A 21,811-nucleotide genomic window follows, 5' to 3' on the forward strand; every position below is an offset into this window, starting at 1 on the left:
ATTGGTAACCGCGATGCCGATAAAAATGAACAGGATGATGAAGGCGGCCCAGTTGAGGACTCGTGCACCCCGCGACGCGGCGCGGCGGAATTTACCTGTGTCGTTGGTCATGTCTGTCTCGCTTTCGCGCGCGAAAGTCATTGTTGGACGCAGCCGGGTGTCGCTTGGCACTCCGTCCAGATCGAAAGGCGCTGCGCGTAGTCTGCGGCGCGCGCGGTCTCAACCTCCGGTGGCGTGGTGCCGACACCCCCAGCCGCAGCAATCGCCTGTGCCAAGGCAGCTTGCTCACTCGCTTCCGTTTTCGGCTTGCGATACGCTATGACGATCTCTCCGATATGACCCGCGTTGTCCGTTACCCGCCTGACTTCAATCTCGGCGAAACCTGAGAAGTCGAAGTCAGGTAGCGGTACGGGTAGCAGGGCTGCGCTTGCCCCTCCGGCCAGATTTGAAATGTCCGAATACAGGGTGCTGTACTGTGACAGGTTGACTGCATCGCCCAGCTTGTGCACGCCGAATCCGGCCAATGCAGCCGTCGCCAAAACGCCGGCCGCCTGTTTCGCGGCGACCCGAGAACCCATACTTGCGGGATCGCCTTGCTGTACCACCGATGCGCGATACAGCTGGTTTTGCGCGCGCGTGAAATCGGCCATCTGGCCCGGCTGCAGCCTGATCGGACCGCTCACGAAATACACGTGCGAACCCTTGTTACCGAAACCGTTGGCGACCATGATCTTGAAAACTTCGTCGGACAACGCCGTTGCCCGCTTCTCCCTGAACATACCGCCGGAACTGGGGACGATCTTCGCACCCGAAGCGTCTATGTATTGGAAGCCGAAATTCTTGGAGCGAATGCTGTCGAGCGAGTACGAGGAAGTTGTCTTGTTCGGGTCCCAACTGTCGACGGGACGGACGACGATGATGTGGGCGTCCCCGACATCGAAGTGGGCAGGAGCGCAGAAAGCGACGGAAGGAAGAATACCAGCGACCAGGAGAGCGAAAGCACGCATCGTTAGCCTTTCAGGTGGAGTTTTTGCCGGATGACTTCGCAAGCTGCTGCCTGCTTCGCGAATGCCGCGACTTTCGACGTCTCGGCAGCGAGATTGCTTGTGCAACTGTTAACGGCCGAGCCGGTAGCGTCAAGTTTTTCCGTCATGTTGGTGAGCTTTGTCTGCAGCTCCGCTGCGTTTGCCTGCGCAGTGGCCAGGTCCTGATTGGCCTTTTGGAGCTGGTTTTCATAGCTCGTGTGTTGGTAGAAGAGCCCGCCACCGAGCGCGATGCAGGTCGCACACGCGATCGCGAGGGCGACGGCGATCCAGCGGCGCCGCGGCTGTTCTATCGTGAGCCCGGGGGAAGAATCGAAGACTTTCATCGGGTGCCTTTCATTCGACTAGGGGGTGGTCGGTGGCGGCGGCGCAACGGGTGCGGCGCCGGGAGGATACGCCAGGCCGTTGCCTGGATTCTGCAGCGCGCCTTTGTCGGTGTTCTCGACGACAGGGGTGTAGTTGCCCTTGACGTCAGTTGGAAGACCGGCCTGTGCTTCATCGAGCAACTTGCCTGTGAACTCGCTGAAGTCGATTTGTGTGAAATCGAGCTGGCTGACCTGCTCCGGCGTCAGGCCAGAGCAGTCCGCGACGTCCTTCCCCATTTGCGTCTTGCCCTGGATGTTGATGATCTTCGCCAGCACCGAATTAAACGAGCAGTGATGCTGCGTATGCTCGACACAACCACCAAGCACGCTGCTCGTGCATTCTTCGCGCACGAAATGGGTCAGGTTCGCTCCCTTGTGCATCTGGAACATCATTTCGTCCTCGCTGCACTGGGCGAGCGACATGAGATACTGGATGACGAGCTGGGCGGCGAACACATAGGGGTTGAAGGTGACGAAGCCTTCGCCGGCGGACATGCCGAACGTGCTGGAAAGGTCGATGGTTCCAGGGAGCGCCGATCCCATGTTGAGGGTGCCGGTACCGTAAGTGAAACCATAGGCGCTCAGGGTGACGCCCTGGGTCGCGAAATTGGTACCGACTGCCTGGCCGAAACCGGTTCCCATGTCCTGAAGTACGACGCTCTCGGCTGTTTGCACCGACATCAGGAGGCCGGTCGAGAAGTATTCGACGTTCTGGTACATCGCATCGAATACATAGGGAGAGGCGGTATCAATGAGCTTCTCCCCGGCGTACTTGGCCACACTGAAGGCTGCGTTCCCGGCCATCTTCTGCATGAAGCCGCGATTCGATGTGGCACCGGGTATGCCAGTGCAGCAGTTACGGAGCCCAAAATAGCCTTTCGTGCATGTTTCAGCGACGCCGTTAAAAATGGTCTGGTTGGGCTCCGCATACACCTGCGTCTGGCGCGCGATCTCCATCGCCAGGGCCGCCTTTACGAACGTATTGTTTTGATTGGCCGGCGCCGTCATGGAGCTCGTGTCGAACAGATCCGATGAGCATTCCAGCTGGGTACTTGTCTCGGCCGCGCTCGTCAGGCACTTGTAGGTAAAGTTCCAGGAAGTGCACGCACCGTTTTCTTCCTTGTGGTCCGTGCACAAGCTCGTAATGACCGAGCAGGCCGAATTGTTTTCATAGGGGGTGCACGAGGTCGCAGGAACGGCGCCATCGCAGGCGTACTCGTAGGTGTACTTCCAGCAGGTCTGGGTAAGCGGTAGCGCCCCCGCCGGCAACGTCGCTCCGGCCAGACACACCATGCGGCCGTCGGTCAGGGTTTTGCACGGCGTCGCGTCGACGCATGTTTGCGATGCCGGCACCAGACTGCACGCACCAGGCGGATAGCTTTCGGCAGCTGCACTCAAAGGGAGTAGCCAGGCGGCCGCGATGGCGGCGACGATCGGTCGGATCATTTCGGATCTCCCAGTTTAACCCCGGCACTTTGCTCGTAGGGGGCGCAGTTGTTAATCCAGCTCACTTGGGTCGAATAGGTGATGCACTGGTCGCCGACAGGACTGGCGCCGCCGGGGCACGAATACACCGTCTCGGGTGGCGTATTCGTGGTGGTCACGCACTGGCTGCCCGAGAGGGTGCCGGAGGCGCATGTGTAGGTGACGCTGGCCGGCGTGCTGGTGTCCGTCATGCAGCTGCTGCCGGACAGGGTGCCGTTATCGCACTTGTAGTTCAGCGTGGCCGTTGTCGTGGTCGTGCAGGTATCACCGGAAAGCGTTCCGCCGCCCGGACATTGGTACGTGAGCGCTGCGCGAAAGGAAACGAAACCGAACGGATCGTCGCGGTCAGTGGGATTATGCGAGCACCAGGCGACGTTGTTGGAGTCGTACGTCAGTGTCCAGATATCTGCCGGCGTGTAAGACCACTCGGGTGGTGGGCATGACGGGACACCGTCGGCCGGCGCCGATGTCACACAGCGATCCCCCTGTAGCTCACCAGACTCGCAGGAGTGGTAGGGCGTTGCCGGTATGCTCGTTTGCGATACACAACTGGTCCCGTTCAACGCGCCACCGTCGGGGCAACTATAGGTCGCCGTCGCCGGGCTAGTGGTCGTGCTCACGCAATACTGCCCCTGCAAGACCCCACCATTGCATTTATACGAGACCTGCGCCGGCGTGTAGCTGGTGGTCACGGCCACCGCCAGTTCCTGGCTGCAGACCTTCAGGTTGGTACTGACAATTTTAGAACAGGTATTGGTTTCGTACTGCGCGGGCTTGGTAACGATCGGAGTCGAGACGCAGGTCTGCGTCGTGGTCGCGGACGCGTTGTGCTGGGCGTTTTGGGTGAGGCCGAAAACGGGATCGGCGGCGGAAATGGCTTCGCGGTATCCGAAGTTCGACTGGCCGGCGCCGTAAGTGTCCGTGCAGTTGACGCCGGTGGGGCTCGGCACGCCCACTGTACCCGTGATCTGCGCCTGCGCACTGGTGAGCGGCACGCAGTCCTTGTTCATGAACTTGACCGCTGCGCATTCCTGGTCCGCGATGGGGTCGCCAGTTGGCACATAATTTTTGCAATTTTGGATCTTCGCATTGGCAAGGCCTGAGAGCGCGCCTTGTGCTGCCGCGGTCCCGTAAAGCGGAGAGCTGGTCAGCGGCGACGAGAACGCACCTAGTCCCGAGGGCATCGTGGTCGGCATCGCCGTTGCACCCGCCGCCCACGAGGACGGATTTACGCCGGCAGGATTGACGATCTGACCTGGTGCCGTCGGGGCCATCGATTCGGCAAACGCCTTGCCATCCGTTAAGGTCTGTGCGTTTTGAACGAGGAGCGAGCCGTTCGCCGCGAACGACACGAACAGGCCGGCCAATATCCGATTACTCATCATTTTTTCGCCTCGTCTTTCTTCGGTCGTCCCCCGAATTTCGCCTTGAACTGTTCGCCAGTCAGGCTCCCGTCCGCGACCGCGCGCGCCATCGCCGCCTGCACTTCTGGCGTCTCTGCGGGCCATGAGCCGTCCTTGCACTGGGCGTTTGCAGGTACCAGGACAGCAGATCCTCTGCACAACCGAAGCGGAGGGTCGCCGTCCTCGCAGACGTTCAGCTGGCCACCGAACTGGCCCCATGCCGTGGTGCTGGACTTCTGGTACAGGGTGTAGCCGACGCGGCCGCAGCGAGGCTGCTCGGTAAAACGAACAATGCGGACGAACTCGACCGTAATATCCCCCTGGCTCCCAGTTCGTTCCTTAATCTTCCGAGCTACCAGTTGGGCGCCCTGTGAGCCGTGCAAGGCGGTACTGGCGCGCCCCTCCCTCAGCGAAACGATTGGCGGACTATCCGGAGCCATCTGCGCAGCAGCGGATACGGGAAGCAGCACAGCAAATACCCATGTAAGCGATCGCATCATTTAGCTTCCTTCATGACAGGTTCGTAAAGGTCGACGTCGCGCTGTGCGAACGGCAGGTAGGGGACACTCCATGGATAGTGAAAACGATTGGTCTGGCGCGACTGCTCCAGGGCGCGGACCTCAGTCATGGCGAAGGAGGCGATCCCCTGAACGGCAACGTCCGCATTCCTTCCACCTGGATTCGCCGTGCTGCTTTCGTAGCACGTGCGCGCAAGCGCCTTGGCGTCCGCCCGGCCCGAGGAGGCTCGGAGCTGATTGACCAACCTGTATTTGCAGTAGAGAAATTCGCGGTCCGGTTCCGCGCGCTGAGTTATCTGTTCGAGCCAGCGGTAGCCGTCAAGAGCACCCGTGCCTATTGAGTCGCGCAGCATCTTGATCCGCTGGGTGAGCGGCAGCTGGTTGTTGTAGGCCGCGTTCGGGATATGTGCGAGTCCCGAATAACAAGATTGCCCTAGCCGTAGCGCGGAGGCCTGGTCGCCGCGGCGGTACTCGATGAAGCTGGCCAGCCCGCAAACCCTGCCAGAGGACTCGGCGCCGATCGCGAACGCCTGATGCACGAGTTCGCGTGCCGTGTCGACGTCCTGTGCTTGCCCCTTACCGACATAGGCCATGTTTGCCAGGTTGAAGACGGCGGGTTGATAGCGCCGGGACGCCGCCGCGCGATAGTGCTCGCGTGCGAGCTGCAAGTTTCGTCGTGCGCCGAACAGGCCGTACTCGTACACGAATCCGCTGAAATTCTGGGCCTCGGGTACCCCCTGGCGGCTGAAGTTCAAGAGCTTGCCAAGGATCTCGTTGCGATCCTTCCCAGCGCGCATCGGTACGGTGCGGATCAGGCTGATCACCTCCGGCCCCTGGGGCGATACGGCCGAGAACGCCCCGTACTTCAGTGAATTGCCGAATTGGTCAAGCGAGGGGAGGGACCTCTTGACCCGGCTGATCATCGAGTCGTCGACTGCTGCCTCCGCCGCCTTGTTGTGTTGTGCCATCGAGCCGGCAAGCTGCTCGATCCGTCCGGATCCGAGCAGGTCGCGGTTCCATTGAACTTCCGGCGTCACTGCCGGGTGCGCGGGCCCTGTCGGCTGTTGGGCAGATGCCGGCAAAAGTAGCGTGGCAAAGGTCAGGAACACGGGGCCGGCAAGCTTCACGGCGCTGAGTGGAGCGGACTGGCGAAGGATTACTAGAGGCATGATCGGGTCGAAAAAGTCAATCAGTATTAAGAATTATACGCTTGCTAACGCAGCAAAATTTAATTTAAATTGACTTTTTTTCTCGGGCTGCGTACGCTTGTTGTGCAGTTATGTCAACTTTCCTAGACGGACTTGACCAACTCCCATGAGCAATTTCACCCTACCTGACTATCCGGAGCTGTACGGCGACCGTCTGACCGAGGACGAGCGGATGGCCATGATGCCGATTACCAGCGGCGCGAATCGTGCTGTCGAGTCGACGCTGTTGAACGCGTTTGCCTACGCGGTGATCAGTGGCGCCTCGGACGTCCATATTTCCGGGCATGAGTGGCAAGGACTCCATGTTGAGATCGGTATCCGTACTTCGGTCGGCATGGTCAACCTCCGCTACGACCGCGACAACAATGGCAAACACTTCCGCACGAAGATGCTCGAGCTCACGAATACGCCACAGGGCGGGAGCACCCCCGACCTGTTGTCGACTCGTTTCTCGTTGAGCTTTCCTGCCTGGTGGGCTGAACAGCACAACCTGCGCAACTGCAACGGACAGCCTTACGACATCGATGTGCGCGTCGAGTACGCTAGAACATTCGATGGCTGGAAGTTCACCAGCCGGATCATCAACCAGCAGACCGCCCCCAAGCTTGAACAATTGCGCCTGCCTTACGCCCTCGAGGCCCTGATCCGCCGGGTTATCTGCGAGCCGAGTGGCCTCATCCTCGCGACGGGGCCGACGGGTTCAGGCAAATCCACGCTGCTCAACGCGATGATCAATTACCTGATCAACGGGCAGAACGCCATCGTCACGATCGAGAACCCGGTTGAGTATCGCCTCCGCGGCCCGGGGCCGATTACGCAGATACCAGTACGCGGCGAGGTCACGTTCGCCAAAGCGCTGCGCTCGGTCTTGCGCCAGGATCCGGACATCATCCTGATTGGCGAGATCCGTGACGTGGAGACGATGGACGTCGCACTCGATGCTGCCTCTACCGGCCACCTGGTTCTGTCGACACTGCACGCAAACAGCGCGACCGACGCCGCGTCCAGGGCGCTCGACCTGCTGCCGGATCGCACGCGGGACGCTGTGCGTTTGGCCGAATCCCTCAAGCTGATCATGGCGCAACGCCTTGTCTACAAATTCGAGTCGGAGACGGCGCCGCGCGAACTCGGCATTCACGAACGCTCCTGGCTCGAGGACAACGGGCTCAGCGTCGTTCGGCCGCTGCAAGAAACGGTCTCGCAGACCAAGGTCGGCAAGTCTGCACTTATCGAGGCGATCGACATCGACTACCCGATCAGCCAGATCATCCGCGGCGACCGGTTCGACCCAGACGCAATGTACAAGCTGGCATCACGCCAGCTGCAGTACGAGACCTTGGTAATGGCCGGCTTACGGGCGGTGGAAGAGGGGTACGCAAAACTCAGCGACTGCCGCACCAAGCTTGAGACCAACCGCTCGGCCGGTGCGGCGCACCCGCTTCGGACAGAGCTGGCCAGGCGCTTCGGCTTGACTTACAGCGAGGTGGCGCGCGGCATTGACAAGTTCGTCACCGAGCAAGAACTGAACCACGAAACCACTCTTGATGCCGTTTTCGAAAGGATGTTCAAGTGATCAAGCGACTCATTGCCATCTTGGCGCTCGGAGTAACGTGCTCCGCACAGGCCGCCCCGTCGTCAGCCAGCCCGCTGGTCGACCAACTGCGTCCGTACTTGCAAGTCAAAACTGTCGAGGGGGATGAATTCCGTGTCCGCGCCTTCTTCTCACCATCGTGCAGCTTCTCGAAACAGTACTTACCCTTTTTTCTGAACCTGTCGAATACGCTTCCTCAAGACAAGCAGTTTGCGTTTACGCCCGTCGTGAACAAGGCAGACGGCCTCACGTACGCATTCGCATTCGCAGCGGTCCAGCGCTTTTATCCGCGACACGTGAATAACTTCGTCGAGGCATCGCTGCGCGGCGTGCAGGACATGGGGCTCTCCACGCGCAACTGGGTAGGCATCGAACGCATCGGCAAGGCAGCTGGCATCCCGGTGCCAATGGGCCGCCTGGTCGAAGACAACCTGCCCATCTTGAAAAGCGACGTCGAGCAGTTGATGACGCTGCGGAGCAAGCTGAAGATCACCAATACGCCCAGCGTTTCGGTCGCGGGGACGTATATCGTGACCCCGGAATTCACCGGCGGCGACACGAATCAGTTCAGCACACTGGTCAACGCGGTCGTCTCGATGGTCACGCTTCACGAGTAATCCCATTCGCAGCGAAGCACGTTTGGTACGCGACCAGGTCGCGCCCGCTTTCGCGCGCGAAAGCGCGGTTCTTGCTGCGCCCCAAATCAATTCTTTCGCGCGCGAAAGCTTAAAGGAACTGTCATGCCGGAACTACCGTCTTGGGCTACAGGAGCTGCCCTTATTGTCGCGTTATCGCTTGGCGCGATAGGCGTCGTACTCAATTTTGTCTTCGGAGCACGGGTAGGCAAGTACCGCGCGCGTGCACTAATGACAGACAACGAACTAGAATTTTTCTTCAGATTATCGAAAGCGCTCCCGCACCATCTGGTCTTCCCCCAGGTTTCGCTGCAGGCGCTAGTCGAGGCAGCAAGCTCCGACAAGAAAACCGCGCATGCCGACCGTCTCAGGATAGCCCAGCAGCGCGCCGACTACGTGGTCTGCAATCCCGCCGGCGCGGTCATCGTTGTGGTTGAGCTGGACGACCGCACGCACGATGCCAAGAGGGATGCGGTTCGGGATGCGCGGCTCAAGCAGGCCGGAATAAAGACGGTGCGCTACCACTCCAAAGCCAAGCCATCATTGGCGGCAATTCAACAAAGATATTCTCGGACTGAGCAAATAAGGAGAAGGAACAATGAATCAACTACGGAACCTGCGCCGCAGCGGCGCTATGCTTGGCTTCGCTGTTACCTTGGCCTTGGTCGTTGTTATCGTGCCTCTTTTTGGTACCGTTGGTGGGGTGGTTGCAGGCTTTGCAGGCGCCGTAGCGGCCTGCCAGCGACGTGCTTACATGGACGATCTTTCAGCAAGGATGTCGGGCTGTGTTGACGCTGTATGGGAGGTCGAGTTCGAGGGCGTGACGATCGGAACGCTGCGCGACGCTGACTACGCACGTATCTGCAGCGAAGTGCATGGGGACTGGATGCGTTACCTGGCTCAAGCACAAGCCTATGGCGGCGTACTTATGAAGTTGACTGGAATCTTGGCTGTCGCTATCCCGACATCGGCGTTCTGGATTGTTGTCATAGCAGGCCTCGCAAGCCCGGACCTGTACGCGTCGACGATCCAGGACCTGATCGTAATAACGCCTGCGCATGTCGCGGAGACCGCAAAGACCCTGGTGCCAGTTTTTATGATGGGCGCGCTCGGCCTGGCCGCGTTCTCCCGGGTATTTCGCGCCACGAATGTCTTCGACGCCGGGATTGCCGACAAGGTACGCAGGCACTTCCGAGTCCCGGTCTCTGGGCGCATGACACTCACGCGATTCCGCCAGGAGGAGAGGGCAATCTTCGCGCATAGCCCGTCAGTGAAAGGGTCGTAGGTTTATGCGGGGCCCGCGAACACAGCGATGCTTTTTCGTCGATACATAAATCTTCGCCGATTCGGCCGAGAGGACCCGAAGCGTGCTGTCGGCGCGCAAGCGGCGGCCAGTCTCGGCGAAAGCGGTAGTGGACACGAATTCCTTGAATGCCTGAACTGGGTTGGCATTCCACGAAGTCAGGGTGTGCATGGCGAGGCCTACCGGTTCGAGTGATCTACCTGCCATAAAACGTAACTAACCGATGCACGTAAGCAAACAGGAAGAATTGCCAAATGTTAACAACTTCGAAAAAAATCACACTACTCAACCAAGGCATCCAGGAAAGAGGGTTGGAGCCGGTTCGTACAGGGACCAACGGACTCCAGCCGAGCTGTGCTCGTTTCAACAAACAAGCCTACAGGCACGATCCCGATCGCTGCTCCTGCGACCATCTGTCGCGTCCAGAATGCCTTATTCGAACCGCTCGCGTCCGCCGTCATGCCAACGCGGAGCTGGAGCGCTCGGGTGACCAGGTCCAGCGCCGACACCGGCCAGATCTAGCGCAGCGTCCGCCCGCACACCCGGGAAGCGCTTGAGCTCGTTCCGCAGCACGCTCTCTCCAAGGTCAGCGGTTCCCGGCGTAGTTCACGAATTTCGTGTATTCCCCGATCCAGGTCAGGCGCACCGTTCCGGTGGGGCCGTTACGCTGCTTGCCGATGATGACTTCCGCAGTCCCTTTGTCCGGCGAGTCCTCGTTATAGACTTCGTCCCGGTACAAAAATATGATGACGTCGGCATCCTGTTCGATCGCTCCCGATTCCCGCAGGTCCGACATGATCGGCCGCTTGTTCGGCCTGTTCTCCAGCGTACGATTCAGCTGCGAGAGGGCGATGACAGGGCACTGGAGCTCCTTGGCCAGTGCCTTGAGCGAGCGCGATATCTCTCCCACTTCGGTTGCGCGATTATCTCTGTTGTTCTGACCCTTATTGTCCGACACCATCAGCTGCAGGTAGTCCACTACGATAAGCCCTGGCTTTCCATGCTGGCGTGCCGCGCGCCGTGCGCGTGACCTCAGCTCCATGGGGCTAAGGGCTGCAGTCTCGTCAATGTAGATCGGCGCCCCGTTCAACTTCTGGATTGCGTGCGTCAAGCCCACCCAGTCTTTGTCTTGCAGCTTTCCCTTGCGCAGGCGTTGCTGGTCGACCTGGCCTACGGACCCCAGGATCCGCCTTGCCAGCTGAGTTCCGCCCATCTCCATCGAGTACACCGTCACTGGTTTGCTGGTGGCGAGCGCATAATTCTCACCAATATTCACGGCAAAAGCAGTCTTGCCCATCGATGGCCGCCCGGCGACGATCACAAGATCCCCGGGTTGCAGTCCCGAGGTGATCTCGTCGAGATCCACAAAGCCGGTGGCAACCCCGGTTATGCCGGCATCGTCGTCGCGTGAGCTCAATTCGTCGATCTGCTCGATCACCTGCGCAATTAACGGTTGTAGCGGGACCGCTTCCTCAGACCCGCGCGCACGTTCCGCAGCGATGCTCAGGATCCTCGCCTCGGCCTGGTCGAGGACTGCGGCGACGTCTTCGCCCCGCAGCTTGTAGACGTCCTCGCTGATGTCGTTCAAGGCAACGAGCAGCTCCCGCATCACGCCGCGGTTCCTCACTATCTCGGCATAACGCCTGATGTTCGCCGCGGACGGCGTGCTCTGTGCCATTGCATTCAAGTAGGCCATGCCGCCGCAAAACTCATCCTTGCCGGATTGTTTCAGGCGCTCGCTTACGGTAATGACATCGGCGGGCATTCCAGTGCTGACGAGATGGATGATCTCCATAAAGATCAGGCGATGGTCATGGCGATAGAAATCGGCGGCGCTAACCATCCCGCTTACGCGGTCCCATGCGGAGTTATCGCGAAGCAAGCCGCCCAGGACTGATTGCTCGGCTTCAATTGAGTGGGGTGGAATGCGAAGATCGTCGACTTCAGAGTCCTTTTGTTGCATAGATTTCTTTACGAGTTGTTTGCTGATCGGTCATCCCGGATGGGTCGCGCCAAACGGTCCGCGAGTGGAGCACTGTACCGTGCGCCGTCGTGTGCGGCAAATGCCGGGAACGGGCGGACGTGGCCACCGCGGCGACTGTGCTCAGATCAGTGGCGATGCCTGCTCCAGAACTTGATAGATCCACGTTACATTCCCTGGGAACTGCACAGTAACCTTCTGTCCACCCTTCAACCACACACGCTTCGAAATGACTACGGGAGGCGGTGCCGATCGGTCGGTGCACACGACCAGACCGTTCTCCGAGCCAAATTGGTTGCATGGCTGGATGCTGAATTCCATCTCTGTCTCACGCCCGAAATTTTCGTCGAAACCACCGGCGGGAAGGTGCCGACGGATGAGTGCCTGCTGGCCGCCAGCCAGGATCACCGTGGTAGTGAGGGTGTAGGTCGACTGGCGGTTCGCCTGCAGCAAAGCCGCGGCCGCAACCCCGTTGCGCTCTTTGAGGCTGCTGCCGGCATAAAGGCGCGCCGGGCCTTGAGTCACCAGCTCGCTGTACCCTAGATACTTTGCCGTCGACCGTGGTGCTTGACTCGACGCACAACCCGCTACAACGACGCTCGCTGCGACGCCGGCGACAACGCTAATGACTTTCTTCCAACCCGAACTGTTCATGCCCAACCCTCTTGATTGCGGTTGCCCCATGGCAACCTCTGTAGACATGATACGGGACGGCATTGCAGATTGTCGGCTGGCAGATGGAAAAGTGGCAAAAACTTGAAATTTTTGTGCGCTTTCTCGACGACGGAATCGTGACCGTTGTCTTGGCGTGGTGAGAATGGCAATCAGGCCGTGACGACTCTATTCATTGCACCAAGCGCTTCCCCACCGGGACAACGCAAGTGCTGACCGGCCCGCGCAGCTGCGCGGCCCATTGTGTCCTGTTAAGCACTTCCGCCGGTAGTGAACTTCAACTTCTGGCTAAACAAGACCTTTAGCATCTCGTTTTCTGTAACGTCCAACGGCGCGCTTACCCTCGCCGGCAGGAAGGAATGCAATTCAGGTGCAAATTTTCGGAATTCTGGTACTGCATACATGGCCTTTGCTAATGCGTCCGAAAATTCCGGATCGTTGTGGGTGTACGAGGTGCGCACGAAAAACCCGCCAACAATGGCCTTGGGATCTGAATTTCGTCGAGCTATACATACGGCGTACACATTGGGGAGCAACTTTAAAAGCTCAGGCTCGGTCGTAAAGGTATCGTGCTGAATCGAATCAAACTCGTTGAACGTGCACCAATTTAATGGAACAACCACACCTCCCTTGGCAGCCATATGTTTCTCCTAAAAGAATTGTTGGATTGAACCCAGGGCTGCATCGGATTTCCGAAATGTCCTACTTGCATCGTGGCCAGTTGTGCTTGCCAAGCATCCGAAACGGCAGCATGACGAACTTTCTTTCTAGTCTAACGAACTTTGTTTTCGTAGTCGTGCGCGAAAGCCTGGCCGGCGCAGACGGCAGGTTCTGCTACTTTCGCACGTGTAAGTCCCTCAAGGGGTTCCCCTGGCTACGGTACACCTGGCAGCGCTTTCCTCAGGCTGGTGCGTTCGGCTGTTCCGATCATCGTACTGGTAACAATGACGCTCGGATCCGGAGCCTCGGTCGGTATCGCACGAGGTCACTGATAATCGACATGAACTAGAGGCCGTTCATCGCTTACTCGCGCCCAGACTGTCTGGTACTTCCGCAAGAGTCCTGCAGGCGCTCGTGACCGCGTGCGGTGCGCCGCGCGTATAACCGCCGGCCCCGGCCCCGGCCCCGGCCCTGGCCGTAAAAGTCATTGTTTTCGCCCGTTCCCTAATCTAGAGTAGGGGCTCTGCCGAGGTTCTTCGCAGCAAACCTACTGTTGACGGAAGATGAGGCCGGTCCTGCACTATGGTAATTTATGGAAAAGTCTAACGAGATCTCGAAATTCCAAGCGCTGATGAGCCTCGCGATTGAACAGCGGGACGATCTAGCTGCGGAAATCCGCTATCAAAAGAGCGTGCTCAAGTCTCTGGGCTTAACCGATGGCGAACTCCTTGATTTGATTCATGACCGTCATGCTCGAGCACCTATCTCCACGGGCCGGGCTCAGATTGCCTTGGCAGCCGTCAGGCATGCGGCTGGTTTGCCAGCTCACTCGAGCCCGCTGACGGTCCGGCGATCATGGAGTCCAACTCAGGCGTTCGATGAGCGCACGGCGCAATACATGCGCGCGAGTGGAAGGGAGCCGCGGTCACGCCCCCCGGCCGAATCTGGCCAGGCGCCGCAAAAGCACGCCGCCGAGGCGCAAGAGGCTACGCCGGCACCAGGAGCTACGCCAACCGCGGCCAAGCAGAGCAACGCTCTGCAGCCCCCGATCGCGCTTCAGGTTCCATATGGCGTGTCTCAGCACGGAGATCTGGTACCCGCGCGTGATGCAGATGCAGATGCAGTGTATGCGTGCCCAGGCTGCGCAGGGCTGCTGGTCTTGCACGCCGGCGTCGTGCGGGCGAAGCACTTTGCCCACAAAGCGAACACGGCGTGCGATGGCGAAACGCTCTGCCATATAACGGCTAAGCTCCTCGTGGCGAAAATAATCAACGAGCATAGCGATTCCAAGACTCGCATTACGCTGCAATGCACCTGCAGCAAGTGCGAGTCACCGGTGCAACGAGAATTGCCCCACTCTGCTTTTACCAACTCCGAAATTGAGGAGAGGATTGGGCCGTATGTTTGCGACGTCGTCGCTTTCAAAGAAGGCACGCCTGTTTTAGCCGTCGAGATTTTCAACTCGCACGCCGTCGGCAGGGAGAAGGCCGAGCAGCTCGAACTGCCGTGGATCGAACTCGAGGCCGCCGAGGTCGTAGCGGATCCGTTCAATTGGCGTCCCGCCCAGATGCGTCTAAAACCTACGTTGTGTTTCGATTGCAAGGCGGAGCGTGCGGAGTTGGAACGGGTAGCCGCGCACTGGAAGCTGCCGCTATCTGAACCGTTATATGTCGCTTCCGTGGCGCCCTGCTGGGGGTGCAAGGAAAAAATCATATGGTACTGGTGGCGGGGCGTGCCGTTTGCCCAAGAAAAACCACCTGAGCCGGTTCCACGCACCCTGCAGTTTCGATTCTCGAAGATGTATGGCGGAAAATACTGGATGAATATTTGCCCAGGTTGCCGCGCGCCGCAGGGCGATAACTTTGTGTTTCTCGCGTTGGACTCCCCATTTAAGGGGCTTTCCGTTAATGAAACACCAGAGATGAAGACGAATCGCCAAAATCAGAACGCTGCGGTCGTTTCGCAATTTATGGACGTTATTAAACGTAATATCGGAGGCTAGTTAACGTTTGCTGATACGCCGGAATTCGTATCCGCTGCCCACGACGCTACGAACTTCCTGACCGAACTGCCGGTCGATTGATTCTCGCTCCGGCGCCGCCTGACTATTAAGGAACATCGGATCCCGCGCAGGCCACCACACTGTTGAGGTGCGCGACCGCCGCAGCGTGGCGAAGTCGCTGCTCGCACAGTTTCGATTCAAGAGACCAATGCTTCGCATCAATGCTCTCATTGTAAAGATACCCGACCATTTGCCAAAACTCCGCGATAGCGGTGACGAGGCGCGCCAGCAACTCTTTGCTGATTTGCATTTGCTCGATCGGAGAGGGAACGTCCGAGTTCGCTGACCGGGCACTACTCGGCCAAAGCTCTGGATGCGACCGCCAGAGGGCGTTAGCAGCTCGGCCCTCACCATGGCGGCAGACATTGCCTAGTTGCGCGAGGAGATCGAGATCTGGGAAGCTGAGGAATGCCCTGAATGGCAAGCCACGAAGCTGGTGGAACAAGATTTGTAGCCGGCCCCAGTTTACATGCTGCAAATCGTGTCTCAGCTTCGTATCCGTGGATCCGGCGCAGCTCAACAGGTAGGCGCGCAGTTGGCGTTCCCAGATTGACTGCAGAGACAGACACATGGCCGACGCAGTGACGAGTTGCTGGTCGACCACTTCGCTATGGACGAAGACGGCGGCACCTTCGTCGTTGTTCGCCCAAAACGCTACCTCCGTCTCTGCATGGTGCAGCGCGGGCAGGGCCACCTTCTCCCAATAGGCGATGGCTACGGCGTCGAAGCGGGCGCAAATCACGTCCGCGAAGCAGTTGCGCCATTTGAAATGTGGGAGCTCGTCCATTGCCGCATTGTCGGGTCAATCGCGCCAAATGTACAGGCTCCAAAGTTAATAGCGCCGCCCATGCCGCGTAGAACAGCCGCAGCAGGTCTACCCGGTACAATGCTGCGTTCAACACTCCGATAACACCATGAGCGCCTTTAACAACCTCGTACACGTCACAATCGACGGCTCCTCAGCGCTCCTCGAGCGCGTGCCCCTCACCGCCGTCGTGGGTGGCCAGAGTACGGCGAATTGTGGCTGCAGAAGTTTCTGTTCGATCACCCGACGGCGTTGCCGATCCGCGAGATCGATCCGCATGTAGGTGTGCTCGTTCCCGTCTGCATCTAGGTGCGCCGTTTGTCTGGCGAAAAGATCAAGGTGTTCGAAGCTCGGCTTCTGCAACTCGGCGCACGATCAAGCTGGCGAACACGAGGTATTCGGCAGCTTTTTTTTCGTCGAGATCGTGTTGTAAAGAATGTGCTTTCGGATTCCGGATGCCGAGATACATTCCCTGCATGATTTGCATGAAACCCTTCTGGTCATTACGGCCGGATTCCGTCTGGAGCTCGCTTAATACAAGTCGGGCTCTCTCCATAGCGAAAGCTTCGGTCACGAGGTTGGCGCCATCCTGTTGGAGCCCGGTGCGGTCCCGGATCAAATCGAAGATTGCGGTGATTGAGTTGAGGACGGCCTCCCGGTAGTGGCCGCTGCGATAAAGCGGAAGTCCGACCTGAAGAACTATCGGATGCAACAGCTCTTCGAATCCGACTGAAGCCTGCCGGCCAGTGCTTTCTATGGCGTGCTTCTCGGCCAGTTTCTCCACCTCTGCGAGGTCGCGAGACACAATGTCGCGATAGTCCTGGAGCTCACCAAACCCGATGTGGCGCGTAAGGCTATTAAACTCGCGGTAATTGAAGCCCTGCTGCTCCCAAAGATACTGCAGGCGAGTTAAGTCGTCGCGCAGATAGCGCTGTACGTTTGCAGCCGTTTTAGCATCCCCAGTTTCGAGGTGGCTCGAGGCATCAATTGCTTTTGTGCGCATTTCGCGCACCAGCTTGGTTACTTCGATAAACCATTCAAGCATGTTTCCCTCTTTTCTTTTTTATCGTAACGTTTCAGACAGCGCCGCTCTCTATTTTACCGACATGCCAGCCGAGCACCGCGACCGGTAGGTGACGAAGTCGGGGCCGGCGTATGGTCTCCGCTAACGCTACTTTCGCGCGCGAAAGTGAGGAAGGATTCGAAACGTGGCCATGGGACAAGAATTTCGCGCTGCTCGCTAACGCGGTTGCTTTCTGAGAAGAACTCGTCGTACTGCGTAGCGAAAGTGCGTTCCTATGCGGCTTTCACTGCCGTGCACGAAAAGCCTGCATTCCTTGGCTTGAGGCGAATGCCACCCCTGGATCCGGGCCATTCGTCACGCTAGCTCTGGCGACAAGATGCATAATAATTAGGCGGCCGTTCTGTTTAGCGGATTGTCATGCAGTTCGTATGCCAGGGACGACGGAAACGATGAAGGAGAGGTTTTGTGGGTACGCCAACAGTACGAAATATCGGGCTTGCTGAGGTGGCCAAGACATTTGATGTCTCGCCAGCCACCTTGGAGCGTCAGCTCGCGCTGCTCGGTTGGGGAATAGTTGTGAACGAGGCCGAACGATTAGCTGCTAGCGATGCATTCGGCAGAGGTACGGCACAGCCGAAGGTGGGAACGGCTGCCGGTAACATAGGACAAGACTTGCCGCTAACGGAATGGAAGCATATGGAGGCTGCGTTTCGGGCGCTTGTCCCGCAGCTCGGCGCACTTCCGCCTGAGAAGTCTCGGCCGCCAAAAGATAGGCGTGCAGGGGCAATCTACGTGTTGCACGACGGGGTCACGGGCCTCAGCAAAATCGGATGTACAAGCGGTACGGGCCGACGCCAGCGGTCGCAAATGGCATCCCACGGGACTGTCTTGGTGAATTTATTGAACGCCACGGTTGCAGATATGCGCGCAGCTGAGGCGCAGTGCCATGAACATTTCAAGGCCCATCGTCGCAACGGAGAATGGTTCGACGCGCCCTTCACGGACATCCTTAACTACATTGCGGTTGAGATCGAATGGCAGGAAATCGATAGGGAGAATGATGCGCGATTGGTACAGTATTTCGCAGCTTGCCGCCTTGGCGACATGAAGGCGGCCAAGGCAGCGCTCACGGAGCCGAATCATCCCTTTGCGCCTCCAGGCGCTCCCATTGTCGTTCGGAGCGGCGCGTGAACACTCAGCGCGCATTGACGGCGGGACCGTACACCGGCAGCCATGCCTGCGGCGAGGCTACGTTGCAATAGCGTCATCACTCATTGTCCCTAGCTGATGTCACCAGCCCCCGAGACATGGGCTTCCAGCGACACTGCGTTCGGCCGCGCCGCCGCGTCGGACTGGGACAACGACCCAAAATACTCGCCTGCCGCTGCCGCGATCCGCTTTTCGCGAGCACGGACATAGATCCGGGTCGTAGTCACACTGGCGTGCCCCAGGATCTCTTGGGCCAGCTCGAGCGGCATCTTGCTTTCCACTGCCAGCGTGGCGAACGTGTGCCGGAAAGCGTGTGGCGACGTCTTCGCGAGGCGCAGCAGCTGCTCGGTGGTGAACGGCGGGCTTTCACCATGTCGAACGGCGTCGGCGAACGCGCGCACGCGGCGCAGCGCGGCGTCGACCAGGTTATATAACGACGCCGGGTGGTAGCCGTTCTCGTTCGGCTCCTCGTGCCGGCTTGTAGCTGTCTCTGTGCCTGGTACCACGACCGGTCCCAGCAGCGGTTGTTCGCCACCGGCGTCATCGAAGTTGAGCCCGCGATCGCGCCAGTGTGCGCGCAGGGCGTCGATGGTGCGCAGGCTGACCGGCACGAGCCGCTCCTTGTGCCCCTTGCCAACCACGGTGAGCAGCCACACGTCCGGTGTGTTCCGGCTCGGCTCCAGCCTGTCGCGGCGTGCCGCCGCCGCCTCGCTGCGGCGCACTCCTGAATCGCCCATGAGCAGCAGCGCCGCCAGGGCCACGCGGTCCTGGCGATTGCCCTCCACCTGTCCGCGTTGCTGCAGGATGCCAACGACGTTCGCCCACGCATCTTCCTCGAGCGCGCGTTCGATCTTGATGGGGTCCGCCCGCTTGGCCACCTTGGGATCCTTGACTGCGACCCAGGGGTTGCCGCCGAGGTAGCGCACCTTGACCAGCCAGTCGAATGTCGCCCGCAGGACAACGACGGCGAGGCGCTGCGAAGCAGGCGACAACGGCCGCTCGGCGAACGGTCGCCAGCGTCGGGTATGGCGTGGTGCGCGCGGCCCACGGAAGGCTGGCCAGGGCGCGGCAAGGAATGTTTTATAGGCCAGGCAGTCGTCGACCAGCAGCGAGGACAACGGCTTGCGCGCCACCAGCGCGCACCATAGGACCAGGCGTTCCAGTTCCTTGCGGTAGGAGCGCTGGGTCTCTTCCTGATCGTCGTAGCGCGCCAGGAAGATGTTGATCGCCTCAAGATCGTGGCGCGCGCCGATGAAGCAGAACGCCGGCGCGCGGTTCGCGCCGTCCGCGCCGGACAGGTATGCCGGCAATCGGAAGGTCCCGAGCGGAGCAATCGCGTCCGGCGATGTCGGATCGAGCGCCGGCAGCTGGTCCACGTCGACGAGGGCGCCCGCTGCCCAAACGGCGTCGTCGATGTCGCCGAGCTCACGCGGCCAGTGCCGCAGCCATCGCAGGATCTTGTCCGCTCGTCCGCGACCGATACGCGGGATAGGCCGCCACCAGCCTGGCCCGCGGCGCTTGATCAGGTCGACCAACTGCCCGAGCGTGACGACGCCTTCCTCACGCAGCGGCTGCACGGTCTTCGGTCGCATCCATTGGCTGATGCGCTGATCCCGGTGCGGTACCAGCTTGGGCGGGTCGGCCGCGCGCACCAGGATGTCGAGGGCGCGGCTGGTGATGGCGCCCCCCTGTCGCGCACCTTTTAAGATGTCGGCGAAGGCTGGGTTGTGCTCGATCGCGCGTTCGATCATGTCGTTGCGCATGCGGATCAGGAAGCGTTCCAGGCCCTGCTCGACCTGCGGGCTGTCCTCCGAATAGTAGAGGTCCGCGATGCGCTCGATCGGGATCTTGCAGCAATACGCGCGCAGGGCCGTGTAATCGCTGCGGTCGTACGCCAGATCGGGCAAGGCAATTTCGGTATGCTGGCTCATCGCGGCTCCCTGGCGCGCTGGTCCGCCATGGTGGTGCCGGCCATCGCCCATCGCACGCGGAATTGCTCGACGATGACGCGCAGGATGAGCCACCAGGTATAGCGGGCGTAGGGGCCCTGGCACAGTTCGCTGTTGGCCAGGCCATGCGCCACCACGTTGCGCAGGTTCGGCCCTGGCTCCACGCACATCATTGCACGGACGGCGAACGCCAGGTCCTCGCCGAACACGGTCACCATCTCGGGCCGCTCGGTCAAACGCGACAGCCCGATTTCCATGTCCAGACCGTCCTTCGGTTCGTGCGTCGTCGTCAGCGCGCCTGCCACCTTGAGCACTTCACGCACGATATGTTCGAATTGTGGCATCAATACGTGCAGCGCGTGCTCGAGGTCGCCCATATAGCCGGCGTACAGGGCCTTGCCAACCATGGCCGCGCGATCCTGCAACACCATGCCGCTTTGCTCCACGATCGACCGGAAATCGTTCGACGTGATTACGTGGTCGAAATGCAGCTGGTCGAGGGCCGGCGCGATCATCCCGGCCGCCATCTTTCCCGCGTAGTCGGCGAAGTCCAGCATCGCACGGGCCTCAATTTGCTCCGATGTCGGGGCGTTGCCGGCGCCGCTGCCGGCGTGACGGGCGACCACGCGGCCGTCCTCAGCGAGGGTTGCGCCCCCCATCATCCGCATCAGCACGGCGTCGTTCAGGAAGGCCTCTGCGCCCCGCATGTAGTCCGCCTTCGCCGGCAGCCGCTGCAGCGAGCAGAGCGCGAATAGCGCGACCAGCGGATCGGGCTGGCGCACCCGCTCGACGGCCGCCTCGGCAGCATCGGTGAGATCGATTTCAGGGCCGCGGAAGATGAACATTTCGCCGATCGCGTCACCTCCGGCCTGGTTGTACTTGTGGCGCACGCCCTGCAGGGCGGCGTCGACGCCGAGCGCGCTACGGAATCTCGCCGACACGGCACGGTACGCGCGGATCGCGTCGTTATAGAAAACGTGGCGGGTTACCGCATCCGCCGCCGCGTCGGCATGCGCTTCCCAGGTCCTGGCCAGCAACGCCTGCATCTCGGCGGCGCGATCGAACTGGCGCGCGCGCTCGAACCAGGTCTTCGCCGCCTCCAGGTGCGCGGCGGCCGCGTGCGCGTCGTGCGCGGCCGCGGCTGCGCGACCCCGGCGCTCGAGCAGCGCGGTGACGCGCTCGGCGTGCTGCAGCCCGAGCCGTTCCTCGGTCAGTGGCCGCAGGAAGTGAAGCGCGTTGTACCCGGGGTCGTTTTCCGCGCGCTCGGCCCGGTCGACCAGGACGTCTTCGATCTCGGCCAGGCGAATGCCGGCAGTGCCCTTCAGCTCCTTCGCCAACTGCAGCGCGCGGTGCCAGTGGGCGTGGCCGCCCTCGTACCAGGTCGCCGGATCCGGCGGTACCGACCGGTAATCGTCGATGGCCCGCAACGGATAGGCGTGACCATGCCGCTTCGCGCGCAGCCACACCAGGTCGGCCAGCCGTGCGCGCAACGGGACGTGGTCGACCTGGTCCACCAGTTGCGCGAGCAGGTCGAGCTCCTGCCGCTGCAGGTGGTCGGGATCGAAACTGGTGGTGCCGTCGGACCAGGCTGCCATATGGGTCAGCGGCGCTCCGCGATTCGATGGCTGCAGGACGATCGAGCAGATCCTTCCGAGCAGGATCAGCATTGCCGCGAACGTGGTGTCGCCGGCGGTCTGTGCTGCCGCGCCTGCCTCAAAGAGCAGCGGCGTCAGGGCGTGCAGCGGCGCGTCGGCGTGCCCGGCGATGATGCCGGCGGCGCCGGACCGGTGGAAGTCGCGCAAGGTCAGCGCGACAGTGGTAAGGGGAGGGGACTGGGTCATGCGTTAAACGAAGCGGGGGTCAAGGAGGGCACCGGCGGCGCCGGCACAGGGGCATCG

Annotated in this window: 18 protein-coding genes and 1 pseudogene; 6 read left to right on the forward strand and 13 right to left on the reverse strand. The window is 60.4% G+C overall.

The window, feature by feature from the left end; genetic code table 11:
• Positions 1 to 137: 137 nt before the first annotated feature.
• The 6 genes from NRS07_RS19180 to NRS07_RS19205 are packed head-to-tail and all read right to left on the reverse strand — an operon-like array spanning position 138 to position 5,983.
• A complete protein-coding gene (locus tag NRS07_RS19180) occupies positions 138 to 1,007 on the reverse strand; it encodes a hypothetical protein (RefSeq protein ID WP_259213732.1) in 870 nt (289 codons plus the stop codon).
• A 2-nt stretch (positions 1,008 to 1,009) separates the two neighbouring features.
• The gene (locus tag NRS07_RS19185; RefSeq protein ID WP_259213733.1) at positions 1,010 to 1,369 is read right to left on the reverse strand and encodes a hypothetical protein; all 360 of its coding nucleotides are present in this window, start codon (positions 1,367 to 1,369) and stop codon (positions 1,010 to 1,012) included.
• A gap of 18 nt (positions 1,370 to 1,387) precedes the next feature.
• Positions 1,388 to 2,854, reverse strand: coding sequence for a conjugal transfer protein TraN (gene traN / locus NRS07_RS19190; RefSeq protein ID WP_259213734.1), 1,467 nt, complete (start codon positions 2,852 to 2,854; stop codon positions 1,388 to 1,390).
• Entirely contained in the window at positions 2,851 to 4,278 is a 1,428-nt protein-coding gene (locus NRS07_RS19195) for a hypothetical protein (RefSeq protein WP_259213735.1), read from the reverse strand. Before NRS07_RS19195 ends, traN begins: the two co-directional genes overlap by 4 nt.
• Complete coding sequence (locus NRS07_RS19200; RefSeq protein WP_259213736.1) at positions 4,275 to 4,796, reverse strand: hypothetical protein; 522 nt, start codon at positions 4,794 to 4,796, stop codon at positions 4,275 to 4,277. The genes NRS07_RS19195 and NRS07_RS19200 overlap by 4 nt, the downstream gene beginning before the upstream one ends.
• The gene (locus tag NRS07_RS19205) at positions 4,793 to 5,983 is read right to left on the reverse strand and encodes a hypothetical protein (protein WP_259213737.1); all 1,191 of its coding nucleotides are present in this window, start codon (positions 5,981 to 5,983) and stop codon (positions 4,793 to 4,795) included. Before NRS07_RS19205 ends, NRS07_RS19200 begins: the two co-directional genes overlap by 4 nt.
• A gap of 145 nt (positions 5,984 to 6,128) precedes the next feature.
• Here NRS07_RS19205 and NRS07_RS19210 point away from each other — a divergent pair, with 145 nt between their 5' ends.
• The 4 genes and pseudogenes from NRS07_RS19210 (at position 6,129) to NRS07_RS19225 (ending at position 9,533) form a co-directional block, all read left to right on the forward strand.
• Positions 6,129 to 7,595, forward strand: a complete 1,467-nt coding sequence (locus NRS07_RS19210; RefSeq protein ID WP_259213738.1) for a GspE/PulE family protein — start codon at positions 6,129 to 6,131, stop codon at positions 7,593 to 7,595.
• Positions 7,592 to 8,230, forward strand: a complete 639-nt coding sequence (locus tag NRS07_RS19215) for a thiol-disulfide isomerase (RefSeq protein WP_259213739.1) — start codon at positions 7,592 to 7,594, stop codon at positions 8,228 to 8,230. The genes NRS07_RS19210 and NRS07_RS19215 overlap by 4 nt, the downstream gene beginning before the upstream one ends.
• A gap of 249 nt (positions 8,231 to 8,479) precedes the next feature.
• Positions 8,480 to 8,725 (forward strand): annotated as a pseudogene (locus tag NRS07_RS20370) (DUF2726 domain-containing protein); the annotation flags it as partial.
• A gap of 121 nt (positions 8,726 to 8,846) precedes the next feature.
• Positions 8,847 to 9,533, forward strand: a complete 687-nt coding sequence (locus tag NRS07_RS19225) for a hypothetical protein (protein WP_259213742.1) — start codon at positions 8,847 to 8,849, stop codon at positions 9,531 to 9,533.
• Between the two features lie 604 nt (positions 9,534 to 10,137).
• On the opposite strand, the gene dnaB is transcribed toward NRS07_RS19225, so the two are convergent.
• The 3 genes from dnaB to NRS07_RS19240 form a co-directional block, all read right to left on the reverse strand.
• Positions 10,138 to 11,514 carry a replicative DNA helicase gene (dnaB, locus tag NRS07_RS19230; RefSeq protein ID WP_259213743.1) on the reverse strand — a complete coding sequence of 459 codons (1,377 nt, stop codon included), beginning with the start codon at positions 11,512 to 11,514 and terminating at the stop codon, positions 10,138 to 10,140.
• Positions 11,515 to 11,655: 141 nt separating this feature from the next.
• Positions 11,656 to 12,186, reverse strand: a complete 531-nt coding sequence (locus NRS07_RS19235) for a hypothetical protein (RefSeq protein WP_259213746.1) — start codon at positions 12,184 to 12,186, stop codon at positions 11,656 to 11,658.
• A gap of 269 nt (positions 12,187 to 12,455) precedes the next feature.
• Complete coding sequence (locus tag NRS07_RS19240; RefSeq protein ID WP_259213749.1) at positions 12,456 to 12,845, reverse strand: hypothetical protein; 390 nt, start codon at positions 12,843 to 12,845, stop codon at positions 12,456 to 12,458.
• A gap of 611 nt (positions 12,846 to 13,456) precedes the next feature.
• On the opposite strand from NRS07_RS19240, the gene NRS07_RS19245 reads away from it, so the two are divergent.
• Positions 13,457 to 14,866: a competence protein CoiA family protein gene (locus NRS07_RS19245; RefSeq protein WP_259213751.1), complete on the forward strand. Its 1,410-nt coding sequence runs from the start codon at positions 13,457 to 13,459 to the stop codon at positions 14,864 to 14,866.
• A 106-nt stretch (positions 14,867 to 14,972) separates the two neighbouring features.
• Here NRS07_RS19245 and NRS07_RS19250 read toward each other — a convergent pair whose 3' ends face one another.
• On the reverse strand, positions 14,973 to 15,713 hold the full coding sequence (locus NRS07_RS19250; RefSeq protein ID WP_259213752.1) for a hypothetical protein: 741 nt from the start codon (positions 15,711 to 15,713) through the stop codon (positions 14,973 to 14,975).
• Positions 15,714 to 16,065: 352 nt separating this feature from the next.
• Positions 16,066 to 16,776: a TIGR02391 family protein gene (locus tag NRS07_RS19255; protein ID WP_259213754.1), complete on the reverse strand. Its 711-nt coding sequence runs from the start codon at positions 16,774 to 16,776 to the stop codon at positions 16,066 to 16,068.
• A 444-nt stretch (positions 16,777 to 17,220) separates the two neighbouring features.
• Between NRS07_RS19255 and NRS07_RS19260 the strand changes: the two genes are divergently transcribed.
• Entirely contained in the window at positions 17,221 to 17,946 is a 726-nt protein-coding gene (locus NRS07_RS19260) for a GIY-YIG nuclease family protein (protein WP_259213757.1), read from the forward strand.
• Between the two features lie 89 nt (positions 17,947 to 18,035).
• Here NRS07_RS19260 and NRS07_RS19265 read toward each other — a convergent pair whose 3' ends face one another.
• Positions 18,036 to 19,895, reverse strand: coding sequence for a phage integrase family protein (locus NRS07_RS19265; RefSeq protein ID WP_259213758.1), 1,860 nt, complete (start codon positions 19,893 to 19,895; stop codon positions 18,036 to 18,038).
• Positions 19,892 to 21,754, reverse strand: coding sequence for a DUF4209 domain-containing protein (locus NRS07_RS19270; RefSeq protein WP_259213760.1), 1,863 nt, complete (start codon positions 21,752 to 21,754; stop codon positions 19,892 to 19,894). The genes NRS07_RS19265 and NRS07_RS19270 overlap by 4 nt, the downstream gene beginning before the upstream one ends.
• Positions 21,755 to 21,811: the final 57 nt, after the last annotated feature.

Origin of the sequence: Massilia sp. H6, from assembly GCF_024802625.1 — a bacterium.
GTDB lineage: Bacteria > Pseudomonadota > Gammaproteobacteria > Burkholderiales > Burkholderiaceae_D > Telluria.